22 protein-coding genes are annotated in these 22827 nt (G+C 63.5%); 7 read left to right on the top strand and 15 right to left on the bottom strand.

The genetic code is table 11. From position 1 onward, the window contains the following. Positions 1–24: 24 nt before the first annotated feature. Positions 25–387, top strand: coding sequence for a c-type cytochrome (locus JQ628_RS19855; RefSeq protein ID WP_249128146.1), 363 nt, complete (start codon positions 25–27; stop codon positions 385–387). A 6-nt stretch (positions 388–393) separates the two neighbouring features. Here the strand turns inward: JQ628_RS19855 and JQ628_RS19850 are convergent, their stop codons facing one another. From JQ628_RS19850 to JQ628_RS19805, 10 genes are all read right to left on the bottom strand, one after another. After that, the gene (locus tag JQ628_RS19850; protein WP_212224690.1) at positions 394–1257 is read right to left on the bottom strand and encodes a sugar phosphate isomerase/epimerase family protein; all 864 of its coding nucleotides are present in this window, start codon (positions 1255–1257) and stop codon (positions 394–396) included. Then, positions 1257–2447 carry a dihydrodipicolinate synthase family protein gene (locus JQ628_RS19845; protein ID WP_212224688.1) on the bottom strand — a complete coding sequence of 397 codons (1191 nt, stop codon included), beginning with the start codon at positions 2445–2447 and terminating at the stop codon, positions 1257–1259. The genes JQ628_RS19850 and JQ628_RS19845 overlap by 1 nt, the downstream gene beginning before the upstream one ends. A gap of 11 nt (positions 2448–2458) precedes the next feature. Then, positions 2459–3610: a Gfo/Idh/MocA family protein gene (locus JQ628_RS19840; RefSeq protein WP_212224686.1), complete on the bottom strand. Its 1152-nt coding sequence runs from the start codon at positions 3608–3610 to the stop codon at positions 2459–2461. Then, positions 3607–5007 (bottom strand): hypothetical protein, encoded by a 1401-nt coding sequence (locus JQ628_RS19835; RefSeq protein WP_212224684.1) that lies wholly within the window; start codon positions 5005–5007, stop codon positions 3607–3609. Before JQ628_RS19835 ends, JQ628_RS19840 begins: the two co-directional genes overlap by 4 nt. A gap of 9 nt (positions 5008–5016) precedes the next feature. Next, positions 5017–5865 carry an ABC transporter ATP-binding protein gene (locus tag JQ628_RS19830; RefSeq protein ID WP_433996146.1) on the bottom strand — a complete coding sequence of 283 codons (849 nt, stop codon included), beginning with the start codon at positions 5863–5865 and terminating at the stop codon, positions 5017–5019. A gap of 11 nt (positions 5866–5876) precedes the next feature. Continuing rightward, a complete protein-coding gene (locus tag JQ628_RS19825; RefSeq protein ID WP_212224680.1) occupies positions 5877–6863 on the bottom strand; it encodes an ABC transporter substrate-binding protein in 987 nt (328 codons plus the stop codon). 142 nt (positions 6864–7005) lie between these two features. Further along, positions 7006–7815, bottom strand: coding sequence for an ABC transporter permease (locus tag JQ628_RS19820; RefSeq protein ID WP_212224678.1), 810 nt, complete (start codon positions 7813–7815; stop codon positions 7006–7008). 129 nt (positions 7816–7944) lie between these two features. Beyond that, positions 7945–8604 carry a TetR/AcrR family transcriptional regulator gene (locus JQ628_RS19815; RefSeq protein WP_212224833.1) on the bottom strand — a complete coding sequence of 220 codons (660 nt, stop codon included), beginning with the start codon at positions 8602–8604 and terminating at the stop codon, positions 7945–7947. Positions 8605–8722: 118 nt separating this feature from the next. Next, positions 8723–9571, bottom strand: a complete 849-nt coding sequence (locus JQ628_RS19810) for a VOC family protein (protein ID WP_212224676.1) — start codon at positions 9569–9571, stop codon at positions 8723–8725. Continuing rightward, positions 9568–10827: a Glu/Leu/Phe/Val family dehydrogenase gene (locus tag JQ628_RS19805; protein ID WP_212224674.1), complete on the bottom strand. Its 1260-nt coding sequence runs from the start codon at positions 10825–10827 to the stop codon at positions 9568–9570. The genes JQ628_RS19810 and JQ628_RS19805 overlap by 4 nt, the downstream gene beginning before the upstream one ends. Before the next feature lie 216 nt (positions 10828–11043). Here JQ628_RS19805 and JQ628_RS19800 point away from each other — a divergent pair, with 216 nt between their 5' ends. Both JQ628_RS19800 and JQ628_RS19795 read left to right on the top strand, forming a co-directional pair. Next, a complete protein-coding gene (locus tag JQ628_RS19800; RefSeq protein WP_212224672.1) occupies positions 11044–11940 on the top strand; it encodes a sugar kinase in 897 nt (298 codons plus the stop codon). A gap of 18 nt (positions 11941–11958) precedes the next feature. After that, positions 11959–12894, top strand: a complete 936-nt coding sequence (locus JQ628_RS19795) for a ribokinase (protein ID WP_212224671.1) — start codon at positions 11959–11961, stop codon at positions 12892–12894. Positions 12895–12902: 8 nt separating this feature from the next. On the opposite strand, the gene JQ628_RS19790 is transcribed toward JQ628_RS19795, so the two are convergent. Continuing rightward, entirely contained in the window at positions 12903–14123 is a 1221-nt protein-coding gene (locus tag JQ628_RS19790; protein ID WP_212224670.1) for an NAD(P)/FAD-dependent oxidoreductase, read from the bottom strand. Between the two features lie 232 nt (positions 14124–14355). Between JQ628_RS19790 and JQ628_RS19785 the strand changes: the two genes are divergently transcribed. Together JQ628_RS19785 and JQ628_RS19780 are read left to right on the top strand one after the other, a co-directional pair. Then, a complete protein-coding gene (locus tag JQ628_RS19785; RefSeq protein WP_212224669.1) occupies positions 14356–15132 on the top strand; it encodes an enoyl-CoA hydratase/isomerase family protein in 777 nt (258 codons plus the stop codon). After that, a complete protein-coding gene (locus JQ628_RS19780; RefSeq protein ID WP_212224668.1) occupies positions 15129–15707 on the top strand; it encodes a histidine phosphatase family protein in 579 nt (192 codons plus the stop codon). The genes JQ628_RS19785 and JQ628_RS19780 overlap by 4 nt, the downstream gene beginning before the upstream one ends. Positions 15708–15748: 41 nt before the next feature. On the opposite strand, the gene JQ628_RS19775 is transcribed toward JQ628_RS19780, so the two are convergent. Next, the gene (locus JQ628_RS19775) at positions 15749–17455 is read right to left on the bottom strand and encodes an IlvD/Edd family dehydratase (RefSeq protein WP_212224667.1); all 1707 of its coding nucleotides are present in this window, start codon (positions 17453–17455) and stop codon (positions 15749–15751) included. A gap of 171 nt (positions 17456–17626) precedes the next feature. Between JQ628_RS19775 and JQ628_RS19770 the strand changes: the two genes are divergently transcribed. After that, positions 17627–18307: a GntR family transcriptional regulator gene (locus JQ628_RS19770; RefSeq protein ID WP_212224666.1), complete on the top strand. Its 681-nt coding sequence runs from the start codon at positions 17627–17629 to the stop codon at positions 18305–18307. 14 nt (positions 18308–18321) lie between these two features. On the opposite strand, the gene JQ628_RS19765 is transcribed toward JQ628_RS19770, so the two are convergent. Then, positions 18322–19143 (bottom strand): NAD-dependent epimerase/dehydratase family protein, encoded by an 822-nt coding sequence (locus JQ628_RS19765; protein WP_212224665.1) that lies wholly within the window; start codon positions 19141–19143, stop codon positions 18322–18324. A 94-nt stretch (positions 19144–19237) separates the two neighbouring features. Here JQ628_RS19765 and JQ628_RS19760 point away from each other — a divergent pair, with 94 nt between their 5' ends. Beyond that, positions 19238–20206: an SMP-30/gluconolactonase/LRE family protein gene (locus JQ628_RS19760; RefSeq protein WP_212224663.1), complete on the top strand. Its 969-nt coding sequence runs from the start codon at positions 19238–19240 to the stop codon at positions 20204–20206. Between the two features lie 89 nt (positions 20207–20295). On the opposite strand, the gene bla is transcribed toward JQ628_RS19760, so the two are convergent. Both bla and JQ628_RS19750 read right to left on the bottom strand, forming a co-directional pair. Next, positions 20296–21186: a subclass B3 metallo-beta-lactamase gene (gene bla, locus JQ628_RS19755; RefSeq protein WP_212224661.1), complete on the bottom strand. Its 891-nt coding sequence runs from the start codon at positions 21184–21186 to the stop codon at positions 20296–20298. A gap of 105 nt (positions 21187–21291) precedes the next feature. After that, positions 21292–22722: an aldehyde dehydrogenase family protein gene (locus JQ628_RS19750; protein ID WP_212224659.1), complete on the bottom strand. Its 1431-nt coding sequence runs from the start codon at positions 22720–22722 to the stop codon at positions 21292–21294. Between the last annotated feature and the right edge of the window lie 105 nt (positions 22723–22827).

Below are 22827 nucleotides of genomic sequence, written 5' to 3'. Positions count from 1 at the left end.
TCATGGCCGCTCCTGATAGCCGCAATGAGCGCCGTGATATGCCTGCTGTCGTCGCCGGCTGCCCTGTCCCAGCAGGGCTCGGACCCCGCAGCAGGACAGCAGGCGTTCAACAATGCCTGCCGGACCTGTCACATCATGAGAGAGGGCGACAATCGGCTCGGACCGAACCTGCACAAGGTCGTCGGCAGAAAGGCCGGATCGCTGTCGGGCTACAACTATTCCAGCGCGATGAAGGAGGCCGACTTCGTCTGGGATGAAGCCAAGCTCGATCGCTTCATCGCCAGTCCCGACGAGGTTGTGCCTGGCCACAAGATGAAGCCCTATGGCGGTCTGGCGTCCAAGGAGGAGCGGACGAAAATTGTCGCTTTCCTCGCTCAGTCGCAGTGACCCGCCCTATACCACCGTCCGGTGCCGCTCGATGCAGGTGCGCAGGACATCGTCCATCGGCTTGTCCCACCAGTCGTGGGAAAAGATCTCGATCTCGGAATAGCCGGCAAATCCCTGCGCCTCGACCGCCGCACGCAGCGGCCTGATGTCGATCACGCCGTCGCCCATCATGCCGCGGTCGTTGAGGATATCCTTGGTCGGCACCAGCCAGTCGCAGACGTGAAATGCGAGCAGGCGATCCTTTCCGGTGCGCGCGATCTGCGGCATCACCTCCGGGTCCCACCAGATGTGATAGACATCGAGCGCGACGCCGAGCATGCCCGAGCGCTGCGGGTCGAGCGCGTCGCAAAGGTCGAGCGCCTGCTTCGTGGTGTTCACGCAGGCGCGGTCGGCGGCATAGGCGGGATGCAGCGGCTCGATCGCAAGCGGCATCTTGGCCTGCTTCGCATATTCCATCATTTCGGCGATGGCGTCGTGGACCTGTGTGCGTGCGCCCGCAACATCCTTCGACGCAGCGCTGCCCGGCCGCGAATATTGCGGCAGGCCGCCAGCGACCAGCACGATGCAAGGCGCGCCCAGCGCCTTCGCCTCATCGACGGCGCGGCGATTGTCGTCCCGCACCTCGGTGCGGCGCGCAGCGTCCGACGTGAACATGCCGCCGCGGCAGTAGCCGGAAAGATCGAGCCCGGCATCGCGCACGGCGCGAATGGCGCGGTCGAGACCGACCGCCGCGACCTGGTCGCGCCAGGGATCGATGGCGCGGATGCCGTGGCGCGCGCAGGCTTCGATGATCTGGACGAGATCGCCCTGCTTGCGGACTGTCGCCGTGTTCAGCGACAGCCAGCGGTGGTCGGAAGAAAAATCCCGCATCAGGCGTCAATGCCGCGGGTCGAAAGCCACGCCTTCATCCGCCGTGTAGCCATCTCGGGATTAGCAAGCAGGCCGGCCTTGTCGGCGAGGCGGAACAGTTCGGCCAGATGCAGCGTCGAGCGTGCGCTCTCCTGCCCGCCGACCATCGAGAAATGGTCCTGATGGCCGTTGAGCCAGGCCATGAATACAACACCGGTCTTGTAGAAGCGCGTCGGCGCCTTGAAGATATGGCGCGACAGCGGCACCGTCGGGCCGAGCACGTCATGGAATCCGGCCTCGTCGCCGGCCGCGAGCCGCGACAGCGCGTAGGATGCGGCCGGCGCGATCGCGTCAAAGATGCCGAGCAGCGCATGTGAAAAGCCCTGCGCGTCGCCGGCGATCAGTTCGGCATAGTTGAAGTCGTCGCCGGTGTACATTTTCACGTTCTTGTCGAGGCGGCGGCGCATGTCGATCTCACGCTGCTTGTCGAGCAGCGAGACTTTTACGCCATCGACCTTGGCCGCATTGGCGTTGATGATCGCCACCGCCGTGTCCATCGCCTTGTCGAGGTCGGCCGTGCCCCAGTAGCCCGCGAGCGCCGGATCGAACATGTCGCCGAGCCAGTGGATGATGACGGGCTCGCGTACCTGCGACAGCACGCGGTTGTAGACTTTTGCGTAGTCGTCGGCGTTGCGGCCGATCTTCGCCAGTGCGCGCGAGGCCATCAGGATGATGCGTCCACCCGCCTTCTCCACCGCCGCGATCTGCTCTTCATAGGCTCGGATCACGTCATCGACGGTTTTGGCGTCTTCCACCGCGAGATGGTCGGTGCCGGCGCCGGAGAACACCAGCGCACCACGCGCCTTTGCCGCGTGCACCGAGCGCTGGATCAGCTCCAGCGAAGTCTTCCAGTCCAGCCCCATGCCGCGCTGCGCAGTGTCCATGGCTTCCGCAACGCCAAGGCCGAGATCCCAGACATGCTCGCGGAAGGCTATGGTGCGGTCCCAGTCGATCGCCGCCGTCAGCCACGGATCGTTGTCGGCGAGCGGATCGGCGACCACGTGGGCAGCCGAGAACGCCACACGGTTGAGCGTGCCGTCGAGCTTGGCCGGAAAGGTCCGCGACGCCGCGAGGCGGTAGTTTTCGATCTTGCGATCCGCCGTCGGCAGCTTGAGCGACAGCGAGGACATCGGCAGGACAGGCTTGTTCATAATGACCTCCCTCAGACCTTGATGGGCGCAACGTCGATCCAGCGCCGCTCTTTCCAGCTCTGCAACGCACATTCGGCGAGCTGCACGCCCTTGGCGCCTTCCAGCAGCGTATACTTGTAGGGCGCATCCTCACAGACGTGGCGGATGAACATTTCCCACTGCTCCTTGAAGCCGTTGTCGTAGACGACATTCTCGGGGACCTTTTGCCAGTCGGCGTAGAAATCGTGCAGGCGCTTTTCGTCGGGATTCCATACGGGACGCGGCGTTGCCTGCCGCGCCTGGATCACGCAATCGGTCAGGCCCGCCACCGCCGAGCCGAGGGTGCCATCGACCTGGAAGGTCACGAGGTCGTCGCGATAGACCCGCGTCACCCAGCTCATGTTGATATGCGCGATCACGCCGCCCTTGAGGCGAAACGTTGCGTAGGCAGAGTCATCGGCGGTCGCCTTGTACTTCTTGCCCTTCTCGTCGTAGCGCTCGGGAATGTCGGTGGTGCCGAGGCAGGTGACGCTCTCGACCTCGCCGAACAGATTGTCGAGCACGTAGCGCCAGTGGCAGACCATATCCAGGATGATGCCGCCGCCGTCTTCGGCGCGGTAATTCCACGACGGCCGCTGCGCTTCCTGCCAGCCGCCCTCGAACACCCAATAGCCGAACTCGCCGCGCACCGAGAGCATGCGGCCGAAAAAGCCGGAATCGCGCAGGAAGGCGAGTTTCTTCAGTCCCGGCAGGAACAGCTTGTCCTGCACGGTGCCGTGCTTGAGGCCCTTTGAATTCGCCAGCTTCACGACGGCGACCGCTTCCTCGAGGTTGGTCGCGATCGGCTTCTCGCAATAAACATGCTTGCCGGCGTTGATCGCCTTGGTCAGCAGCGATGGCCGCGCCTGCGTGGTCGCGGCGTCGAAAAACACTTCGTCGTTCTTGTCCGCCAGCGCCTTGTCCAGATCGGTGGTGTGGCGGACGATGTTGAAGCGCTTGGCGAGCGCGCCGACCTTTTCGGCATCGCGGCCGACCAGGATCGGATCGGGCATCACGCGGTCGCCGTTCGACAGCAGCACGCCGCCCTGGTCGCGGATCGCGACGATCGATCGGATCAGATGCTGGTTCAGCCCCATTCGGCCCGTGACGCCGTTCATGATCAGGCCGAGGCGTTTGGTCGTCATGTAGTCAACTCCTGGAGAATCGTCTTGGGCGGCGCCAGCGGCGCCATGGTGGACCAGTCCGGATGAACGGCGGTGGCGAAGCCGGGCGAGGTCAGTGAAGTCGTGAGCAGATCGCCGTCTTGGATGGCGAGCCGGACCTTGCCGCCGCTCCTGACATAGAGATCGGGATGCGCGTTGAGGAAGTGCTCCGCTTCCGCGGCTGGCGTCTCGGCAAAGCCGTCGACATAATGATGGCCGTTGCGCTCGGCATGGGTGACGCCGATCAGCGCGCCGAGCGCAAGGTCCTGCTGCACGGCAAGACCCGCCTGGCAGGTGAGGTCTTCGCCGGCGATGAAATGTCTTGCGCCTTGCGCGCTCCACTTCGCCGCACGCGCCGCGTTGATGATGGACTTGTAGATGCCCTTGCAGGATTTTGAGGAGATGCCGCGATAGCCGAGCGCCCGCGCCGCGGGAAAGGCATCGTAGGAATCGTCGGCCTCGTCGACGATGAAATCGCGCTTTGCGAGCGCGCCGAGCGGCGATTTGCGGGTGATATCGCGCGGCATCGGCTGCTCGATGTATAGCAGCGTTGATGCGATCGACCTCAAGGCGCTGTCGCGGTCGAGGCGGTCGACCAACATCGCGAGCGCGGATAGATCGGCATATTGCTCGTTGGCGTCGAGCGTCACCTTGTAATCGTACGGAAGTTTGCCGAGTTCATTGCCGATGCGGATCAGGCGATCGGCATCATGCACGGGATCGCCGTTCAGCTTGAGCTTGAAGTAGCGCGCGCCGGCGTTCTCGTTGGCGTCAGCGACGCCGCCCTCGCCTTCGATGACATCGTCGAGGCCAACCGTGTGCCTGATGGCAACGCGCTCCAGCGGCCTGCGGCTGGAAAGAAATTGCGAGATCTCGCCGTCGCCGAGGTCGCGCGACAGGCGCGCGTCGATGCCGGCGATGTTTTGCGCCATGCCATCGAAGAAATTGGTGCTGGTTGCGCGCAACAAGGCATCGAGGATTGCCTTGTCGATCTCGGCCGGGCCATAGGCCGCCGCGAGCGGCGGAACATCCTCTTTCCCGCACAGCTTGAGTTGCGTGGCGATGCAGGAAGCGTGTAGCCCGAAGGCCGTATCGAAGTTCCTGTGCGCCAGATAGCCTTCGCGCGCGATCTTGAGCGAGTAGCGCAGTTCGTCGACCGTCGCCTCCGGCGCCAGATGCGGCCGCTTGTCGAACCATTTTGGGACGAGGAATTCGGCTGAGGCGCCGACCGCCCTGCCCCGGCCTTCGACCTCGATCTCGACCAGCACAAAGGCCTGCGGCGTCGCGTTGATGACAACCGCGCCGAAGCGGAACGGCCGGGCGAACGTCACAGGCCGCTCGAAGAAGGCAATATCGCGTATGGCAAGGCGCGGCGGCATCGAGAGACTCTAATCCAGCGCGCTTTGCGTGAAGAAATGTTTGCGGATGCGCTGCACCAGCTCGGTGAAGGCCGGATCGGCCATCGCATCGAGCGAGCGCGGCCGCGGCAGCGGCACATCGTAGATCGCGGCGATCGCGCCCGGGCGCTCGGTCATCACAAGCACGCGGTCGGCCAAAAACACCGCTTCCGGAATCGAGTGCGTGATCAGCAGCACCGTCTTGCCGGTCTCGCGCTGGATCCGCATCAATTCGACGTTCATGCGCTCGCGCGTCATGGCATCGAGCGCGCCGAACGGCTCGTCCATCAGCATGATCTTTGGATCATGCACCAGCGCCCGGCAGATCGAGGCGCGCTGCTGCATGCCGCCCGAGAGCTGCCACGGCAGCTTCTTCTCAAAGCCCTCGAGCCCGACCATCTTCAGCAGCTCTTTCGCCCGCGGCAGATATTTGTCGCGCGGCAACTGCTTCATATCGATCGGCAGCATCACGTTGGAGAGGATGTTGCGCCAGGGCAGCAGCAGCGAGTTCTGGAACACGATGCCGACATTACCATGCGGCTTGGTCACCGGCTCGCCTTCGACCAGGATTTCACCGGTCGATGGTGCAAGCAGGCCGGAGATCATCTTCAGCAGCGTGGACTTGCCGCAGCCGGACGGGCCGACCACGACAAAAAACTCGCCTTCGTTGATGTGGAAATCCAGCGGCCGCAGCGACGGCACATCGCCGTCGCGCGACCGGTAGGTCTTCGACACGCCGGACAATTTGATCCCCGGCGTGCCGCTGCCGGCCCGATCCTGCACCAGGCGCAGATGGGCGCCTGGCTGGGTGGCCGCATTCATTCGTGTCGCCGAAGTCATTCAGCCGTCCTTCACGAGCCGCTCTGCGGCAGGTAGTCGTTGGTGTAGAACGCCTTCGGGTTGTCCTTGGCCTTGGCGTCCAGCCCGCCATATTCGACCATCAGGTTGACGCTGTCCGTCATGTTCTGGTCGGTCACCTGGAACGGACGCTTGCCCTTGGTTTCCGGCGTGCGGTAGAGCGGGATGGTCAGCTCAAAACCCTGGGTCAGCGTTTCGATCTTGCCGCCCTTCGGGTTGGCGTCGAGGATCGACTGGGCGGCGCCCTTCGGGTCCTTCTCAGCCGCTTCCACCGCCTTGGTCGTTGCCGACATGAAGCGCTTGACGAGGTCGGCGTTGCCCTTGACGAAGTCGGTATTGGCAACGATGCCCGAGCAGATCATGTTGATGCCGTAGTCGGCGAACTTGATCGCGTTGACGTCCTTTCCGGTGGCGTCCTTGATCTTCATCGACTGATCCATGACATAGCCGAGCAAGAGATCAGCCTGGCCATTGATGACGGCGTTCAGCTTGGTCTGGCCGTCGCCGGCCACCGTCTGGAAGTCGCTTTCCTTCAGGCCGGTCTTCTTGAGGAACAGCGGCCAGATCTGCGTCATCGAGTCGGCTGGCGTGATCGCGACCGTCTTGCCCTTGATGTCCTCGGGCTTCTTGATGTTCTTCTCGACAAAACCCATCGCCGACATCGGGCTGGTCTGAAGCAGCACGCCGGTTGCGATGATCGGCGCCCCCTTCACCGCCGCGCGCATCATGGTGGGCACGTCGACATAGCCGAAATTGGCGGTCTTCGCCGCAACCGCCTGCGTGGTCGCAGCCGAGCCGCGGCCTTCCTGGATTTCCAGGTCGATGCCTTCGGCGGCATAGATGCCCTTGGCCTTGCCGTAATAGAACGGCGCGTGCTCGCCATAGACATACCAGTTCAGCATCAGCACGACCTTGTCGGCTGCTGCCGCCGGGGCGGCGAACGCCAGCGTCGCTACCGCAGCCAAAATCCATTTCATCATGGTCTCTCTCCCTTGCTTACTCTTTGTTGTTTTTCGTCATTGCGAGGAGCGAAGCGACGAAGCAATCCATGGCGTCACGCTCGGATGGATGGATTGCTTCGCTGCGCTCGCAATGACGGTTTGGCTTGCATTCCGCTTCTCACTACGAGGCAAAAATGATGTCGTCGCGCTGGCTGACGTGCCACGGAATAACGAGGCGCTCGATCCGGTCGACCGCCCAGAACAGCACCACGCCAAGCAGCGCCAGGATCACCAGCGCCGCGAACATGGTCGGCAGATCGAAGGTGCCGATCGAGCGCTGCATCACATAGCCGATGCCGGAATTGGAGCCGACGAATTCGCCGACGACAGCGCCGACCACCGCAAGCGTGACTGAAACTTTCAGGCCGGAAAAAATCGCGGGCAGCGCATGCGGCAGGTTGACGGCGCAGAACACCTTGAACCGGCTGCCCTGCATCGCGCGGGCAAGATCAACCATGTCAGGGTCGACCGACTTGAAACCCTGCACGGCGGAAACGACGACCGGGAAAAATCCAAGCAGGAAGGCCGAGATCACCTTCGGAATGATGCCGAAGCCGAACCACACCACGAACAGCGGCGCGATCGCGATCTTCGGCACCGACTGCGAGAACACCAGCAGCGGATAGATGTAACTCTCCACCGTCTTCGATCCCGCGATCAGCATCGCGACGGGAATGCCGAACACGGCCGACAGCAGAAAACCGCAGATGGTCGCATAGGTGGTCGGCCAGGACTGGCGCAGCAATTCCGGCCATTCGGTGCGCAGCACCGCCACCACGTCACCCGGCGAGGGGATCTGATAGGCGGGAATCTGGAACACGCGGATGGTGACGTCCCAAAGCACCACGATGAAGATCAGGAACAGGAACGGCCGCACCCACGCCGCGTTCAGCGCTTTCGATATGCCGCTTTGGGCCTTCAATTCGGCCACGCTTCTCTCCCCGGCTGGTCGTCTTTTCGGGGCAAGAATTAACCCGTTGGATAAATACTGTCCAGCGGGTTTTCGGAAGGCAAATTGCCGCAAAATTCGATGGGTCCCTGCGTTCGCCGGGACGACGGTTCAGGCGGTATGATGTGCAGGCGCGCGCAGGCTCGGCGCCTTGGGCTTGTCGAACAACGCGGTCGATTTTCCCGTCAATGCGGCCAGCACGAGCGACACCATGTGCGCCAGCCGCTCATCCCTCGCCTCCTTTGTCAGGAGATCGCGGCCAAAGATCACGCTAAGGGTCGCGCTGTTCGACAGGTAGAAGAAGCACAGCGCCGCGATCGAGATATAGAGCTGCACCGGATCGACCGTGACACGGAAATCGCCGCTCTCGACGCCGCGGGTCACCACCGTGCGTATCATCTCCACGAACGGCGAATGCATGGATTTGACCTTGGTGGAGCGCTTGAGGTGCTTTGCCCTGGCGAGGTTTTCCGTATTGAGCAGCGCCAAAAATTCGGGGTTGCGGAGAAAATAATTCCAGGTGAACTCGATCAGCCGCTCGATCGCCTCGGGCGGATCGAGATGTTCGAGGTCGAGCTGGCGCTCCTCTCCGCGGATCTTTTCATAGGCCCCTTCGAGCACCGTCAGATACAGGTCCTCCTTGTTGCCGACGTGATAGTACAGCATGCGCTTGTTGGCGCCGGCCTTGGCCGCGATCCGGTCGATCCGCGCGCCGGCGAGCCCATGGGCGGAGAATTCCTGCTTGGCAGCCTCCAGGATGCGCAGCCGCATGCCCTCGGGGTCGCGCTGCCATTTCAGGGTTCGCTTTCGCTTGACGGGGGGTCGCTTGGCCAAATCTGTCGCTCGAGGGGTGCCTGTCGTTCGATGTAGCACGCGCGGCGCGGCCTTGTCATGCAGGCTTCGGCGAACGCTCCAGCAGCAGGGTGGGAATGTTGCAGGTGCCGCTCTTCACGGTCATCACCCGCGTGCCGGGCTTGCGGCCGTTGCGCACTTCGGAGACGTCGACGCCGGACCCGACGAGCCGGTCGCGGGTCGCATCGATGTCGGCGACACGCCACGTCATGCCCCACAGCGTGTCGCGATCCGCATCGGGATGCTTGCCCGGCCGGTGCGTGACCTCGACGATCAGATCGCCGCAGCGGAAGAACATCAGCCGGCCCCAATCAGGATGCGAGCGGTCGAGCGCCATGTCGAGCCCGAGCCGTGCGCCGTAGAGCGCGGCGGCACGCTCGGGATCGGAGGTCGAGACCACGATATGGTCCATCGAAGTGATCGACGCCGGCGTGGTCCGCACCGACAGCGGGCGCTCTTTGGCCAGTTCGAGGAAAAACATCCGTACGCCGCGCGTCGCCGATGTCGCCGCACGGGTGCGTTTCCATGACATGGTCGCACCGCTGGCGGCGTCGCGGCTCTCCGTTTCACTGACCGGCTCCGGCTTCAGTGTCAGCCGGTCGAGCCGTCGATGCATTTTGGCAATGTCGCCGGTGCGGAAGCAGATGCTGGCGAGACCCTCGCCCTGCTCTCTCAGCACGGTGCGGATGCGGTCCGCGTTGGCGCCACCGCCGCGGCTCGGAGCCATCAATTCCAGCGTCACATTGTCGAGCGTGAACATCACGCGCTCGGCGCCATCATCGCCGTTGCGCCACGACGGCGCGCGCGCAAACAGCGTCTGGTAGGCCGCCGTCCCGGCCTCGATATCGGCGACCAGGACGACGACGTGGTCCAGACCTGTGATCACGGAAACAGTCCCCGCGTGTTCTTGGCGGCGCGGACCTTTTCGACGCCGACCGCCATCGCTGCCGTGCGGTGCGGGATCTTGTCGGCATTGGCCCGCTTCATCATCGTGTCGAACGCGCGATCGAGGATCTTGTATTCGCGCGTCGTCACCTCCTCCTCCTCCCAGAACAATTGCTGGAGATCCTGCACCCATTCGAAATAGCTGACGACCACGCCGCCGGAATTGCAGAGGATGTCCGGGATCACGAAAATCTCGTTGCGCCGCTTGTCGAGCACCATGTCTGCCTCCGGCGTGGTCGGCCCGTTGGCGCCTTCGGCGAGGATCCGGCACTTCAAATTTTCAGCAATTTTTGCATCAATGACGCGCTCCAGGGCCGCCGGCACCAGCACGTCGCAGGGCAGCGTGAGGATCTGAGCGGGGTCGAAGTGAAGCTGATTGGAGAAGCCGGCGATGCTGCCATGGCTCGTCGCATGCCGCATCAGGGCCGGAATATCGAGGCCATTCGCATCGTGGAGCGCGCCGGTATGGTCGCTCACCGCGATCACCTTCAGCCCGTATTGATGCAATTCCAGCGCGGCATAGGAGCCGACATTGCCAAATCCCTGGATCACGGCGCTGGCAGTGCCCGGATTGATCGAAAGCTCCTTCATCACGCGCCTGGCAAGATAGGCCACGCCGCGCCCCGTCGCCTCGCGCCGGCCGAGCGTGCCGCCGGAAGCTACCGGCTTGCCGGTGACGATCTCGGTCACGGTTTGCCCCTGGTACATGGAATAGGTGTCCATGAACCAGGCCATCACCTGCTCGTTGGTGCCCATGTCGGGCGCCATCACGTCGGTGTGCGGTCCGACGAAGGGAATCATCTCCTGCATGTAGCGGCGTGACAGCGCCTCCAACTCGCGTTTGGAAATGGTCGAGAGATCGACATTCACCCCGCCCTTGGCGCCGCCATAAGGCAGCCCCGCCAGCGCGCATTTCCAGCTCATCCAGATGGCGAGCGCTGCGACCTCGCCGATGTCGACGGTGGGAGCAAAGCGCGTGCCGCCCTTGGTCGGGCCCATGGTGAGATGATGCTGCACGCGATAGCCTTCGAACACCGCCACCGTCCCGTCGTCGCGGTGGATCGGGCAGGACACGGTGACCGAGCGCTTCGGCATCAGGATACGCTCGCGCTCGTCCATCGGTATTTCGAGATGATTGGCGATGACGTTGAACTGGCTTACCGCCATGTCGAACACGGGACCGGAATAGACGGTCATGCTTCCCCCCTGTGGACGCCAAAGGGCCGGAAACCAAAGCGCCCGGCCGCGCGTTATGCCTTTCCGGCAATGCGTCGCATTGGTGGTAGTCCGCCGGCACGGCCTTCTCAAGACATAAAGACGGCAGGTTTTGCGAATATTTTCAGCGATCAACGGCGATAAGCGGTGCTAATCTGTTAGCGCCGGGCGGGACCACCCTCAGCCCATGGAAGACGAATGCAGGCTCTCTTTATCGGACAGACCTATATCGACGTCACCTTCATCACCGACCACATGCCGACCGGCGACGAGAAACACGTCGCCTCCGACTATGCGGTGTCGTTCGGCGGCAATGCGGTGACCGCGGCCTTCTGCTGCGCCAAGCTCGGCGTCGAGCCGGACCTGATCGCCACCATTGCCAACGACTGGCTCGGCCGGATGTTTCAGGACATGGCGACCAAATACGGCATCTCGATCCATCCGCGGAAGGTCAAGACCTCTTCGCTCTCCTTCATCATGCCAAAGGACGGCAAGCGGGCGATCGTGCGCTGCCGCGACGACGAGCACATCCACCCCTTTCCGGTCCTGAACATGACGGGCTGCCGCGTGCTGCATGTCGACGGCCATCAGCCCGATGCGGCGATCCACTATGCAAAGCTGTGCCGCGAGGCCGGCATCCTGACCTCGCTGGACGGCGGTGGTCTGCGCACCAATACACACGAACTATTGCAATTCATCGATGTCGCCATCGTCGCCGAACGGCTGTGCGAGCAAATGGACAAGACGCCCGACAGCATGCTCGATTACCTGAAGAGCCGCGGCTGCCGCATCGGCGGCGTCACCATGGGCGAGCACGGCCTGCTCTGGTACGACGAGCGCGGCGAGGTGAAGCGCCTGCCCGCATTGCCGATCCCGCGCCATCGCGTGATCGACACCAACGGCGCCGGCGACGTCTTCCACGGCGCCTATGTCTATTCCTACCTTGCGCATCCCGAAAAGGACTGGCAGCAGCATTTCGAGTTTGCGCGCGCCGCCTCGACCTATAAAATCCAGAAGCTCGGCAACGAAGCGGGGTTGCCGACGACTGCCGACATCGAAGCCGTGAGACAAGAGTTTCAGGTCGCAGCCGAATAGCGCCGCACGGGGGACGGCATGGGGCGGGTTTTCGTCGCCGGCAGCATCAACATGGATGTGGTGGCGACCGCAGAGCGGCATCCCAAAATCGGCGAGACCGTTGCGGGCAGGCAGGTGCTGTACTTCCCCGGCGGCAAGGGCGCCAATCAGGCGGTGTCATCAGCCAAACAGGGCGTGCCGACGAGCCTGATCGGGCGGGTTGGCGATGATGCCTTCGGAAATGAGCTGAAGGCATTTCTCGGCTCGCAGGGCGTCGATCTCAGCCTCGTCAAGGAAACACCGGGCGCTCACACCGGGACGGCGATCATCACCGTCGCCAAAGCCGACAACACCATCGTCGTCGTGCCCGGCGCCAATGCGAGGGTGGACGCAGACGATGTCGCCGCGGCCTCGTTGACGGAAGACGACGTCGCGGTCAGCCAGTTCGAAATTCCCTTGCCCGCGATATTGGCGCTCTTTGAACGTGCCCGCGCGGCAGGCGCAGCGACAATCCTCAACCCGGCGCCCGCCATGGCATGTAGCGCCGAATTGCTCGATCTCGTCGATATCCTCATCCTCAACGAAAGCGAACTCGGCTTTCTCACCGCCACTGAATTTTCCGGCACCGGCAACCCCGCCCGCCTCGTCGAGGCTGTCAGATCCCTGAGCACCGGCGACAAGATCGTTTGCGTAACGCTCGGCGAACGCGGCGCGATAGCGCTGATTGATGGCCAGCCGCTGCCGATCGCGGGACGCAAGGTGCAGGCCGTCGACACCACCGGCGCCGGCGACTGCTTTGTCGGCGCGTTTGCGGCGCAGCTTGCGAGCGGAAACACAATTCCCTATGCGCTGGCGTACGCCAACACCGCCGCGTCGATTTGCGTGCAGCGGATGGGCGCCGGGCCGTCAATGCCGACGGCGGCGGAAGTCAAGGCGCTTCTCTCAGCGGGTCGTCCGCCGCGTGCCGACCCGTAGCCGGCGGTTCAAGTCAGCGCGCTCTTCAGATCGAAGCCGGGATCACCTGCCTGCTCCGGCGTGATCGAACCATGCGCGCCGAGCAGCCGCCGTCCGAACATGTGATCGCCGGCCCGGTTGACGGATTCGATGCCGACGAGTTGCCCGGATTTGTAGCAGAAGACGGAGAACTGCCCCTGCTCGCGGTCGCCGCGCACGACGACGCGGTCGTAGCCGGTGGTCAGGCCCACCATCTGTAACTTGTCGGGGCCCTGGTCGCTCCAGAACCAGGGCATGCCGTCATAGATCTCGGTCTTGCCGGTCAGGCGCGCCGCGACGCAGCGGGCGTGGTCGGTGGCGTTCTGCACGGACTCCAGCCGCAGCGAGCCGCCGAAACGGTGGCTGGCATAGAGCGCACAGTCCCCGACCGCGGAAATGTTCTCGTCCGCGGTCAGCAGGTGATCATTGACGATGATGCCGGATGCGACCGGGAGGCCCGCCTCCGCCGCGAGCTCGACATTGGGCAACACGCCGACGCCCACCACCACGAGGTCAGCCGGGATGTGGCGGCCGTCATTGAGACTGACGCCGGTCACCTTGTCGCCGTCGCTCTCGATGCTGGTGACCTGCACGCCGAGATGAATGCGGATACCGGCGGCGGTGTGCTTCAACTGAAAATATTCCGAGATTTCGGCGGTGACCGCACGCGCCATCACGCGGACGCCGAGTTCGATCACGTCCACTTCGAGTCCCTTGGCACGCGCGGTCGCGGCAAATTCCAGGCCGATAAAACCGGCGCCGATGACGACGACGCGCTGGCCCGCCGTGAGCCGGTGCCGCAGCGCTTCGCTCTCGTCGAGCGTACGCAAATAGCGCACCGCTTCGAGGTTGGCGTTGGGGATATCCAGCAGGCGGTTGCGCGCGCCGGTCGCAAGCACCAAGTGGCCATAGGCGAGCGGCGCACCGGAGGCGAGTGCAACCTTGCGCGCGGCACGGTCGATCGATACCGCACGGTCCACGATCAGGTCGATGTGCTGGTCGTGATAGAACTTTTCCGGCCGGAACATCAGGGTATCCGGTCCGCCGGTTCCCTTCAGATAGGCCTTTGACAATGGCGGCCGCTGATAGGGCAGATGGCCCTCGTCATTGAGCAGCGCGATGCGCCCGTCAAAGCCGCTTTGCCGCAGCGACGCCGCGAGCTGAAAGCCCGCATGGCCCGCGCCGACGATCACAACAGGTCCTGCCGTCATCGCTGGTGACGTCCCCCTCTTCGCCGATGTTGGTGCTTGCCTGCTTCATCCGGGGTTTCGGCGCTCGTGGCCGCACCCTCCCGGATGGAGGCATTGTCGCCTCCCGGCACAGAGCGGCTCGTGCGCTCTGCGAACGGTGACGGGAAAGTCTTGCAGACTTCCCCGGGATTGTCACCTGTCTCCTTCTGGGATTTAACTGCCCGCCCCAGCCCTCTCACCCCAAGGCCTGCCCATGTCAGATGAGCCTGCGCTACTCCGAATCGACGGCCCGATCGCGACCATCACGCTCAACCGGCCGCAGGCGTTCAACTCGGTCAACCTTGCGATCGCGCAAAAGCTGGAACAGCTCGGCGCCGAGGTTGAGGCCAATAACGACATCCGCGTGCTTGTGATCGAAGGCGAAGGCCGCGCCTTCAGCGCGGGCGGCGATCTCCAGACCATCGGCGCCGCGGCAGAAGCCGATAACATTGCGCCCGTGGTCGGCGAATTGTTGAAGCACTATCACGCCTTCATCGAGACGGTGCGGCGGATGCCAAAGATCGTGCTGTCGAGCGTGCACGGCTCGGCGGCCGGCGCCGGCATGGGGCTCGCCTTCGTCACCGATCTCTGCATCGCCGCGGAAGACGCCAAGTTCACGCCGGCCTATGCCAAGATCGGCGTGTCGCCGGATGGCGGCTCCACCGTCGGTATCCCCGGCACCGTCGGCGTGCGCCGCGCACTCCAGATTTTCCTGGCGGAAGACTCCTTCACCGCGCAGCAGGCTTACGAGTGGGGCCTGGTTGCCAAGGTGGTGCCCGCCACGGAACTGAAGGCGGCAACGCGGCAATTCGCCGAGCGCCTGGCGCAAAACCCTCCAGCCGCGATCGCCGGCACCAAATCGCTGATCTACCAGGCCGCGACCACGCCGACCAGGCAGCAGCTCGATGCCGAAGAGGACCGTATCATCGGCGCCATGCACACCGAGGAGTTTCGCGTGGCGGTGAAGAAGTTCACCAGCAAGTCGAAATGAATTCGTTCACAACACCACCGCGCTCGTTCATCTGCCTGCGCCATGGCGCGACCGACTGGAACCGGCAGGGCCTGTTTCAGGGACATACCGACAATCCCCTGAACGACGACGGCATCGCACAGGCGCATGCCGCCGCGGAGAAGTTGCGCGCCGTTGTACTTGGCCACATCGTCTCAAGTCCCCTGCTGCGTGCGGTGCAGACCGCGGAGATCATCGCCAACATTGCATCCAGGACCGTCACGATCGATCGGGGCCTGATCGAGCTGAATTTCGGCAGCTTCGAAGGCAGGCCGGTTCGCGAATTGATGATGCAGCATGGCGCCAGCAATGCGCAGGGGCTGGTCGACATGCTGCCGGCGGATTCCGAACCGTGGGCCGACGTCGCCTCGCGCGGGCTGCGCTCCATCAGCCAATGGCTCGACCGCCATCCGCAGGACGAAATCCTGTTCGTCTGCCACGACGCCGTGATGCAATCGATGGCGCAGACCCTGACCGGCAGTTTCTTCAAGAACGGCCACGGCAAGCCGTTTCGCTATGTGCGCACGGCCGATGCGTGGACGGTAGAAGCCGTGTAGCTGTCGTCCCGGCCTTCGCCAGGACGACGCGGTTAAGCGACCTACTTGCCGTTCTCGCGCATGAAGTCGAAATCGCAGCCTTCGTCGGCCTGCAGGATCGTTTCGTGGAACAGGTGCGCATAGCCGCGCTGCGCCCAGCCCGGTGTCTTCGCAGGTTTTAGCGCCGCACGGCGTTTTTCCAGTTCGGCATCGTCGACCAAGAGATCAATGCTGCGCTTGGCTACATCGAGCCGGATCATGTCGCCGTTCTTCACCAGCGCAAGCGGACCGCCGACGGCTGATTCCGGCGTGATGTGCAGCACGATGGTGCCAAACGCGGTACCGCTCATGCGCGCATCCGAGATCCGCACCATGTCCTTGGTACCGCCGCGCGCCAGCTTCTTCGGGATCGGCAGATAGCCGGCTTCCGGCATGCCCGGCGCGCCCTTGGGGCCGGCGTTGCGCAACACCAGCACGTCGTCGGCGCTGACGTCGAGCGCGGGATCGTCGACCCGCAACGTCATGTCCTCGACGGATTCGAACACCACGGCGCGCCCGGTATGCTGTAGCAGCTTCGGGCTTGCCGCCGATTGTTTTATCACCGCACCGCGCGGCGCGAGATTGCCATGCAGGATCGCCATCGCGCCTTCGCGCTTGATCGGATCATCCTTGGAGCGGATCGCATCCTGCCCCGGCACTTCTTCTGCCCCGGCAACGATCTCGCGCAGCGTTGCACCGGTGATCGTCTTCGCATCGAGATCGATGAGATCCCCAAGTTGCTTCATCAGCTTCGGCACGCCGCCGGCATGATGGAAGTGTTCCATATAATGCTCGCCCGACGGCTTGAGGTCGATCAGTACCGGCACCTCGCGGCCGAGCTTGTCGAACGCATCGAGATCGACCTTGTGCTTGGTGCGATGGGCAATTGCGGTGAGATGGATCAGACCGTTGGTGGAGCCGCCGATCGCCTGCATCACGACCTGCGCGTTGCGGAACGACGACGCGGTCAGGAACTCGCTCGGCTTCGGCCCCTTCGCCTTGGCCATCGCGGCGGCCACCCTGCCGCTCGCTTCCGCCGAGCGGAAACGCTCGGCATGCGGCGCGGGGATGGTCGCGCTCATCGGCAGCGACAGGCCCATCGCTTCGGTGATGCAGGCCATCGTGCTCGCGGTGCCCATCACCATGCAGGTACCGACCGAAGGCGCGAGGCGGCCGTTGACGGCGTCGATCTCGCTGTCGTCGATCTCGCCGGCGCGATATTTTGCCCACAGCCTGCGGCAATCGGTGCAGGCGCCCAGCACCTCGCCCTTGTGATGGCCGACCACCATCGGCCCCACCGGAATGACGACGGTGGGCAGATCGGCGCTGATAGCCGCCATGATCTGCGCCGGCAGCGTCTTGTCGCAGCCGCCGATCACGACGATGGCGTCCATCGGCTGGGCACGGATCATCTCCTCGGTATCCATCGCCATCAGATTGCGCAGATACATCGAGGTCGGATGCGAAAAGCTTTCCGCGATCGAGATGGTCGGGAACACCATAGGCATCGCACCCGACAGCATCACGCCGCGCTTTACGGCCTCGATGATCTGGGGAACGTTGCCGTGGCAGGGATTGTAGTCGCTATAGGTGTTGGTGATGCCGACGATCGGGCGGTTGAGCGCGTCGTCGGAATAGCCCATCGCCTTGATGAAGGCCTTGCGCAGGAACAGCGAAAAGCCCGCATCGCCGTAACTTGCCAGTCCCTTGCGAAGCCCGTCGTCAGCCATGATTTTTTATTTCCTTCGTTTGGCGCTCACTAAAGGAGGCTGCACAATTATTGTCAATGCTCGATAATCCGAGCGCGGAACCGGGTGCGAGTGCGGCAAAAAGCCCAGCATTATTGACAATACTCGCCACCGCGTGCTGATTTCAGGCGATTGATCGCAAAGCGAGCGTCCATGCGAGCCCAGGCCGTATCACCGGAGGTCTCCTCGCCATCGCGCGAGGAGGAGCAAGCCGAGGTCATCCGCCGGCTGGAGGAGGATATCATCTTCGGCCGGTTCGCGCCGGGCTCGCGACTGGTCGAGGACACGCTGATGGGCCGCTACGGCGCCAGCCGGCACTTCGTGCGCCAGGCGCTGTTCCAGCTCGAACGCCAGGGCATCGTGCTGCGCGAGAAGAACATCGGTGCCACGGTGCGGTTCTATTCCGCCGACGAAGTGCGCCAGATTTACGAGGTGCGCGAGATGCTGACGCGGCAGGCGGCGCTGATGATCCCCCTGCCCGCACCACACAGTCTGATCGATCAACTGACCGAATTGCAGCGTCAATATTGCGAACGGGCCGATGCGCAGGATCTGCGCGGCATCCACGAAGCGAACGATGCCTTCCACGTCGCGCTGTTCTCGGCCTGCGGCAATCCCTATCTGGTCCGCTCGTTGCAGGACTACATGAACCTGACGCTGCCGATGCGCGCGAAGAATCTCGCCGACACCGAAGGGCTCGCGCAGTCGCGCCGCCAGCACGAACTGATGATCGAGCTGCTGAAGGGCCGCGATAGCTGGGCGTTCGCGCAGCTATGCGTCGATCACATGCAGTACAGCAAGTCGGATTATCTCGGGCGGATCGCACGCGACTGACGCGCCTGGAGCGGTCACTTCTTCCAATCGATGATCCGGCTCGTGTCGCCGTCGAACTCCATGCCGCAGAACGTGCCGCCCTGGTAGAAGTCGCCGACAGGGTCAGGCTTGAGCTTGGCCTGCTCGGCCATGGCGTGCTCGCGAAAATCCTCGGCGCGGCCGGTCGGACGGTAGCCGAGATCGTAGGCGCGGTGGTTATCCCACCAGGAGCGCTCGTTGTAGGAGGCACCGTAGAAGATTTCGAACTTGATATCCGGATGCTCCAGGCCGATGCGGCAGAGCTGCACGAGGTCTTCGGGCTTCAGCCAGATCGCCAGCCGCCGGTGATCGAGCGGCTTTTCGCCAAAATTGCCGATGCGCAGGCACGTGACGCCCATTCCGTGCTTGTCGGAATAGAGCGCGCCGAGCGCCTCGCCGAACACCTTGCTGACGCCGTAACGGCTGTCGGGCCGCGCGGTGACGTCGGTGCCGATGCGATGATGCCTGGGGTAGAAGCCGACCGCATGATTGGATGAAGCGAACACCACGCGCTTGACGCCCTTTTTCCGCGCGGCCTCGAACAGATTGTAGCAGCCGATGATATTGGCCTGGTGGATCTGGTCCCAGGTGCCTTCGACCGAATAGCCGCCGAAATGCAGGATGCCGTCAACGCCCTCGCAGATCGCCTCGACCTGCGCGAGGTCGGCGAGATCGGCCTGCTTGAACTTTTCGTCCTTGCCGAGGCCGGCGGGCGTGTTGAGATCGCTGAGCAGCAGGTCCGGATAGACCGGCGGCAGCAGTTTCCGAAGCGACGTTCCGATTCCGCCGGCGGCACCGGTCATCAATATGCGTGGCATCTCATCCCTCGTTTTTGATCGCAATCATTTGCGGCCGTCGATTGACAGTGATAGCTAACCCATGCCTGAGGAAACGCAACAACGAGAACAGCAAATGTCCGATGCATCGTCCCATGCTGCCTGTTGGCGCCCTGCCACCTACTATCCCGATCCCGCGATCCATGCGCTCGACCCGCGCTTCGAGAAGTATTGGCTGAAGTTGTCCGCAGTGGAGCGGCTGACCACCGGCCTTCGCTGGGCGGAGGGGCCGGTGTGGTTCGGCGACGGGCGCTATCTCTTGTGCAGCGACATTCCCAACCAGCGCATCATCAAGTGGGAAGAGGAGACCGGCGCGGTCAGCGTCTTCCGCAAGCCCTCCAACTTCGCCAACGGCAATACGCGCGACCGGCAGGGCCGCCTCGTCACCTGCGAGCATGGCGGGCGGCGGGTGGTGCGCACCGAATATGACGGTTCGATCACGGTGCTGATGGATTCCTTCGAAGGCAAGCGGCTGAACTCGCCGAACGATGTCGTGGTCAAGTCCGACGGCTCGATCTGGTTCACCGATCCGTTCTTTGGTCTCCTCGGCAATTATGAGGGCTACAAGGCCGAGTCCGAGATCGACGCCAATGTCTACCGGATCGACGGCACCACCGGCAAAGCCAGCATCGTCGCCGAAGGCGTACTGGGGCCGAACGGGCTTGCCTTTTCGCCGGACGAGAAGATTCTCTACGTGATCGAATCCCGCGGCGAGCCGAACCGCAAGATCCTCGCCTATGACGTCGCGCCCTCCGGCGACAAGCTTTCCAACAAGCGCGTTTTCGTCGACGCCGGGCCCGGCACGCCGGATGGATTCCGCGTCGACATCGACGGCAATCTCTGGTGCGGCTGGGGCATGGGCGATCCCGAGCTCGACGGCGTCGTGGTGTTCGCGCCCGACGGCGTGATGATCGGCCGCATCGCGCTGCCCGAGCGCTGCGCCAACCTCTGCTTCGGCGGGCTGAAGCGCAACCGCCTGTTCATGGCCGCGAGCCAGTCGATCTACGCGCTCTATGTCAACACGCAAGGGGCGCCGGGGGGATAACCTCCGTCATTGCGAGGAGCGTAGCGACGAAGCAATCCAGAGCCGCGCGCGTAGCTCTGGATTGCTTCGCTTCGCTCGCAATGACGATCCTATCCCTTCTTCTCCTGGGCAGCAGCGGTCTGCTTGGCGAGCGCGTCCTCGAACGCTTTTTCGAGCGTCGCGGCATAGCTGTTGAACTCGCCGGGATTGACGAACGGATTGGGCGCGCCGTCGGCGATCTTCGCCCGCTTCTCCTGCATCTTGTACATTTCCGGATGCGGCGCGAGCAGGATATCGACCTTCATGTCCTGCGCCCGCGCAAATGTCTTCCGGTAATCGGTCACGATGCCGGGATAGGTCGGGTTGGGTACGAGCCGGTTGAGCGCGACGGTGCCGCTACAGAAGATGAGGACCGAGCGCGTGGCATCGCCATCCTTCACGTTGAAGGCCCAGCTCGTGCAGCCCGGCGAATGGCCGGGCGTTTCGCGGGCGGTCAGCGTCACATTGCCCACCGTAACCGTGTCGCCTTCGCGCACAGTGCGATCCACCTTCACCGGCGGGAACTGGAGTGCCGTGTCTTCCTTCGCGCCGGGATAGTAGCCGCCTTCGAGCAGCGGCTTGTCGGCTTCGCCCGCGACCATCTGCGCGCCGCTCGCCTGCTTGAGTTCGGCAAGACCGCCGGTGTGATCGATATGTGCGTGGGTGTTGAGGAGATATTTGATGTCGGTGACCTTGAAGCCGAGTTTTTCGATGCTGGCTTTGATCTGCGAGGTCGACTCCGGCATCACCGTATCGACGAGGATGTGTCCCTGCGGCGAGGTGATCAGATAGGACGCGAGGCCATCGGTGCCGACATAGTAGACGTTATCGACGATCTTGAACGGCTCGGTCGGCTTGTTCCATTTCGCAAGCAAGGCGGCGAGCAGGTCCTTGGTGGTTTGCGCCTGCGCTGAACCGGCAAGCGATAACAGCGCGACGAGCGCGATGGCCAGTTTCTTCATTTCCACCCTCTTTTTCTTGTTCGGCTTTTCTTATCTGAACGAGAATGCCGGCTGCTTTGCGGCAGCCGGCATGTTTTCGCTGATAGCGCGTGGGCGCCGTAGATCTTACGCCGCGTTGAAGCCGGCGACAGCCTTCACTTCGAGATATTCCTCCAGGCCGTACTTGCCCCACTCGCGGCCGTTGCCCGACTGCTTGTAGCCGCCGAACGGCGCGGTGCGGTCGTTCGGAACGCCCTGCAAATTGACGTTGCCGGCGCGGATCTGGCGACCGACCTTGCGGGCACGCTCGACCGAACCAGCCGAGACATAACCGGCCAGACCATAGGGCGTGTCGTTGGCGATCTTCACCGCCTCGGCTTCGTCCTTGGCGCCGAGGATGGTCAGCACCGGTCCAAAGATTTCTTCGCGCGCAATCGTCATGTCGTTGGTGACGTCAGCGAAGATGGTCGGGCGGACATAGAAGCCCTTGTTGACGCCTTCGGGCAGGCCCGGACCGCCGGCGACGAGCGTTGCGCCCTCGTCGATGCCCTTCTTGATCAGCGCCTGGATCTTGTCCCACTGGATGCGCGACACGACGGGACCGATGGTGGTGCCTTCGGCGCGGGGATCGCCGGCCTTGGTCTTGTCGGCGACGCCCTTCGCGATCGCGGCCACTTCCTTCATCTTCGACAGCGGCACGATCATGCGCGAGGGCGCGTTGCAGGACTGACCGGAATTGTTGAACATGTGCATCACGCCGCCGGTCACCGCCTTGGTGAGATCGGCATCGTCGAGGATCACGTTCGGCGATTTTCCGCCGAGCTCCTGGCTGACGCGCTTCACTGTGGGCGCGGCGCGCTTGGCGACATCGACGCCGGCGCGGGTCGAGCCGGTGAACGAGATCATGTCGATATCCGGATGCTCGCTCATGGCGGCGCCGACTTCGGGGCCGAGGCCGTTGACGAGGTTGAACACGCCCTTCGGCACGCCGGCTTCATGGAGGATCTCCGCGAAGATCAGCGCCGAGGACGGGGTGAACTCGCTGGGCTTGAGGATCATGGTGCAGCCGGCGGCGAGCGCGGGCGCGACCTTGCAGGCGATCTGATTGAGCGGCCAGTTCCACGGCGTGATCATGCCGACGACGCCGACCGCCTCGCGCACCACGACGGCGGTGCCGACGTTCTCTTCGAAGTGGTAGTTCTTGAGCACTTCCAGGGTGGAGGCGATATGGCCGAGGCCGGCGCCGGCCTGTAGGCGCTCGGCCATCGGCAGCGGCGCGCCCATCTCGTCGGACACGGCGGCGCCGATTTCCTTCATGCGGGTCTTGTAGACCTCGACGATCTTTTCGAGCAGCGCGACGCGCTCCTCGCGGCTGGTCTGCGAATAGGTCTCGAAGGCGCGCTTGGCGGCGGCAACCGCCTTGTCGAGATCGGCCTTGGAGCCGAGCGCGACCTCATACATCGCCTCTTCGGTCGCCGGATTGACGACGGGCGTGGATTTCTTGACGACGGGATCGACCCAGGCGCCGTCAATATAGAATTGCATGCGATTGACCATCGGAAACCTCTTTATGTGCGGGGCGAATGAAGGGGGAACGGAAACGTTCGGCAGGCATCCTTGCACGAAAGCCCGGACAGTTGAACCCGCCATATGCGGGAGGGC

Source organism: Bradyrhizobium lablabi (assembly GCF_018129385.1).
Lineage (GTDB): Bacteria > Pseudomonadota > Alphaproteobacteria > Rhizobiales > Xanthobacteraceae > Bradyrhizobium > Bradyrhizobium lablabi_C.
Note: the sequence above shows the minus strand (reverse complement) of the source record. Positions and strands in the feature narration are given on the sequence as shown.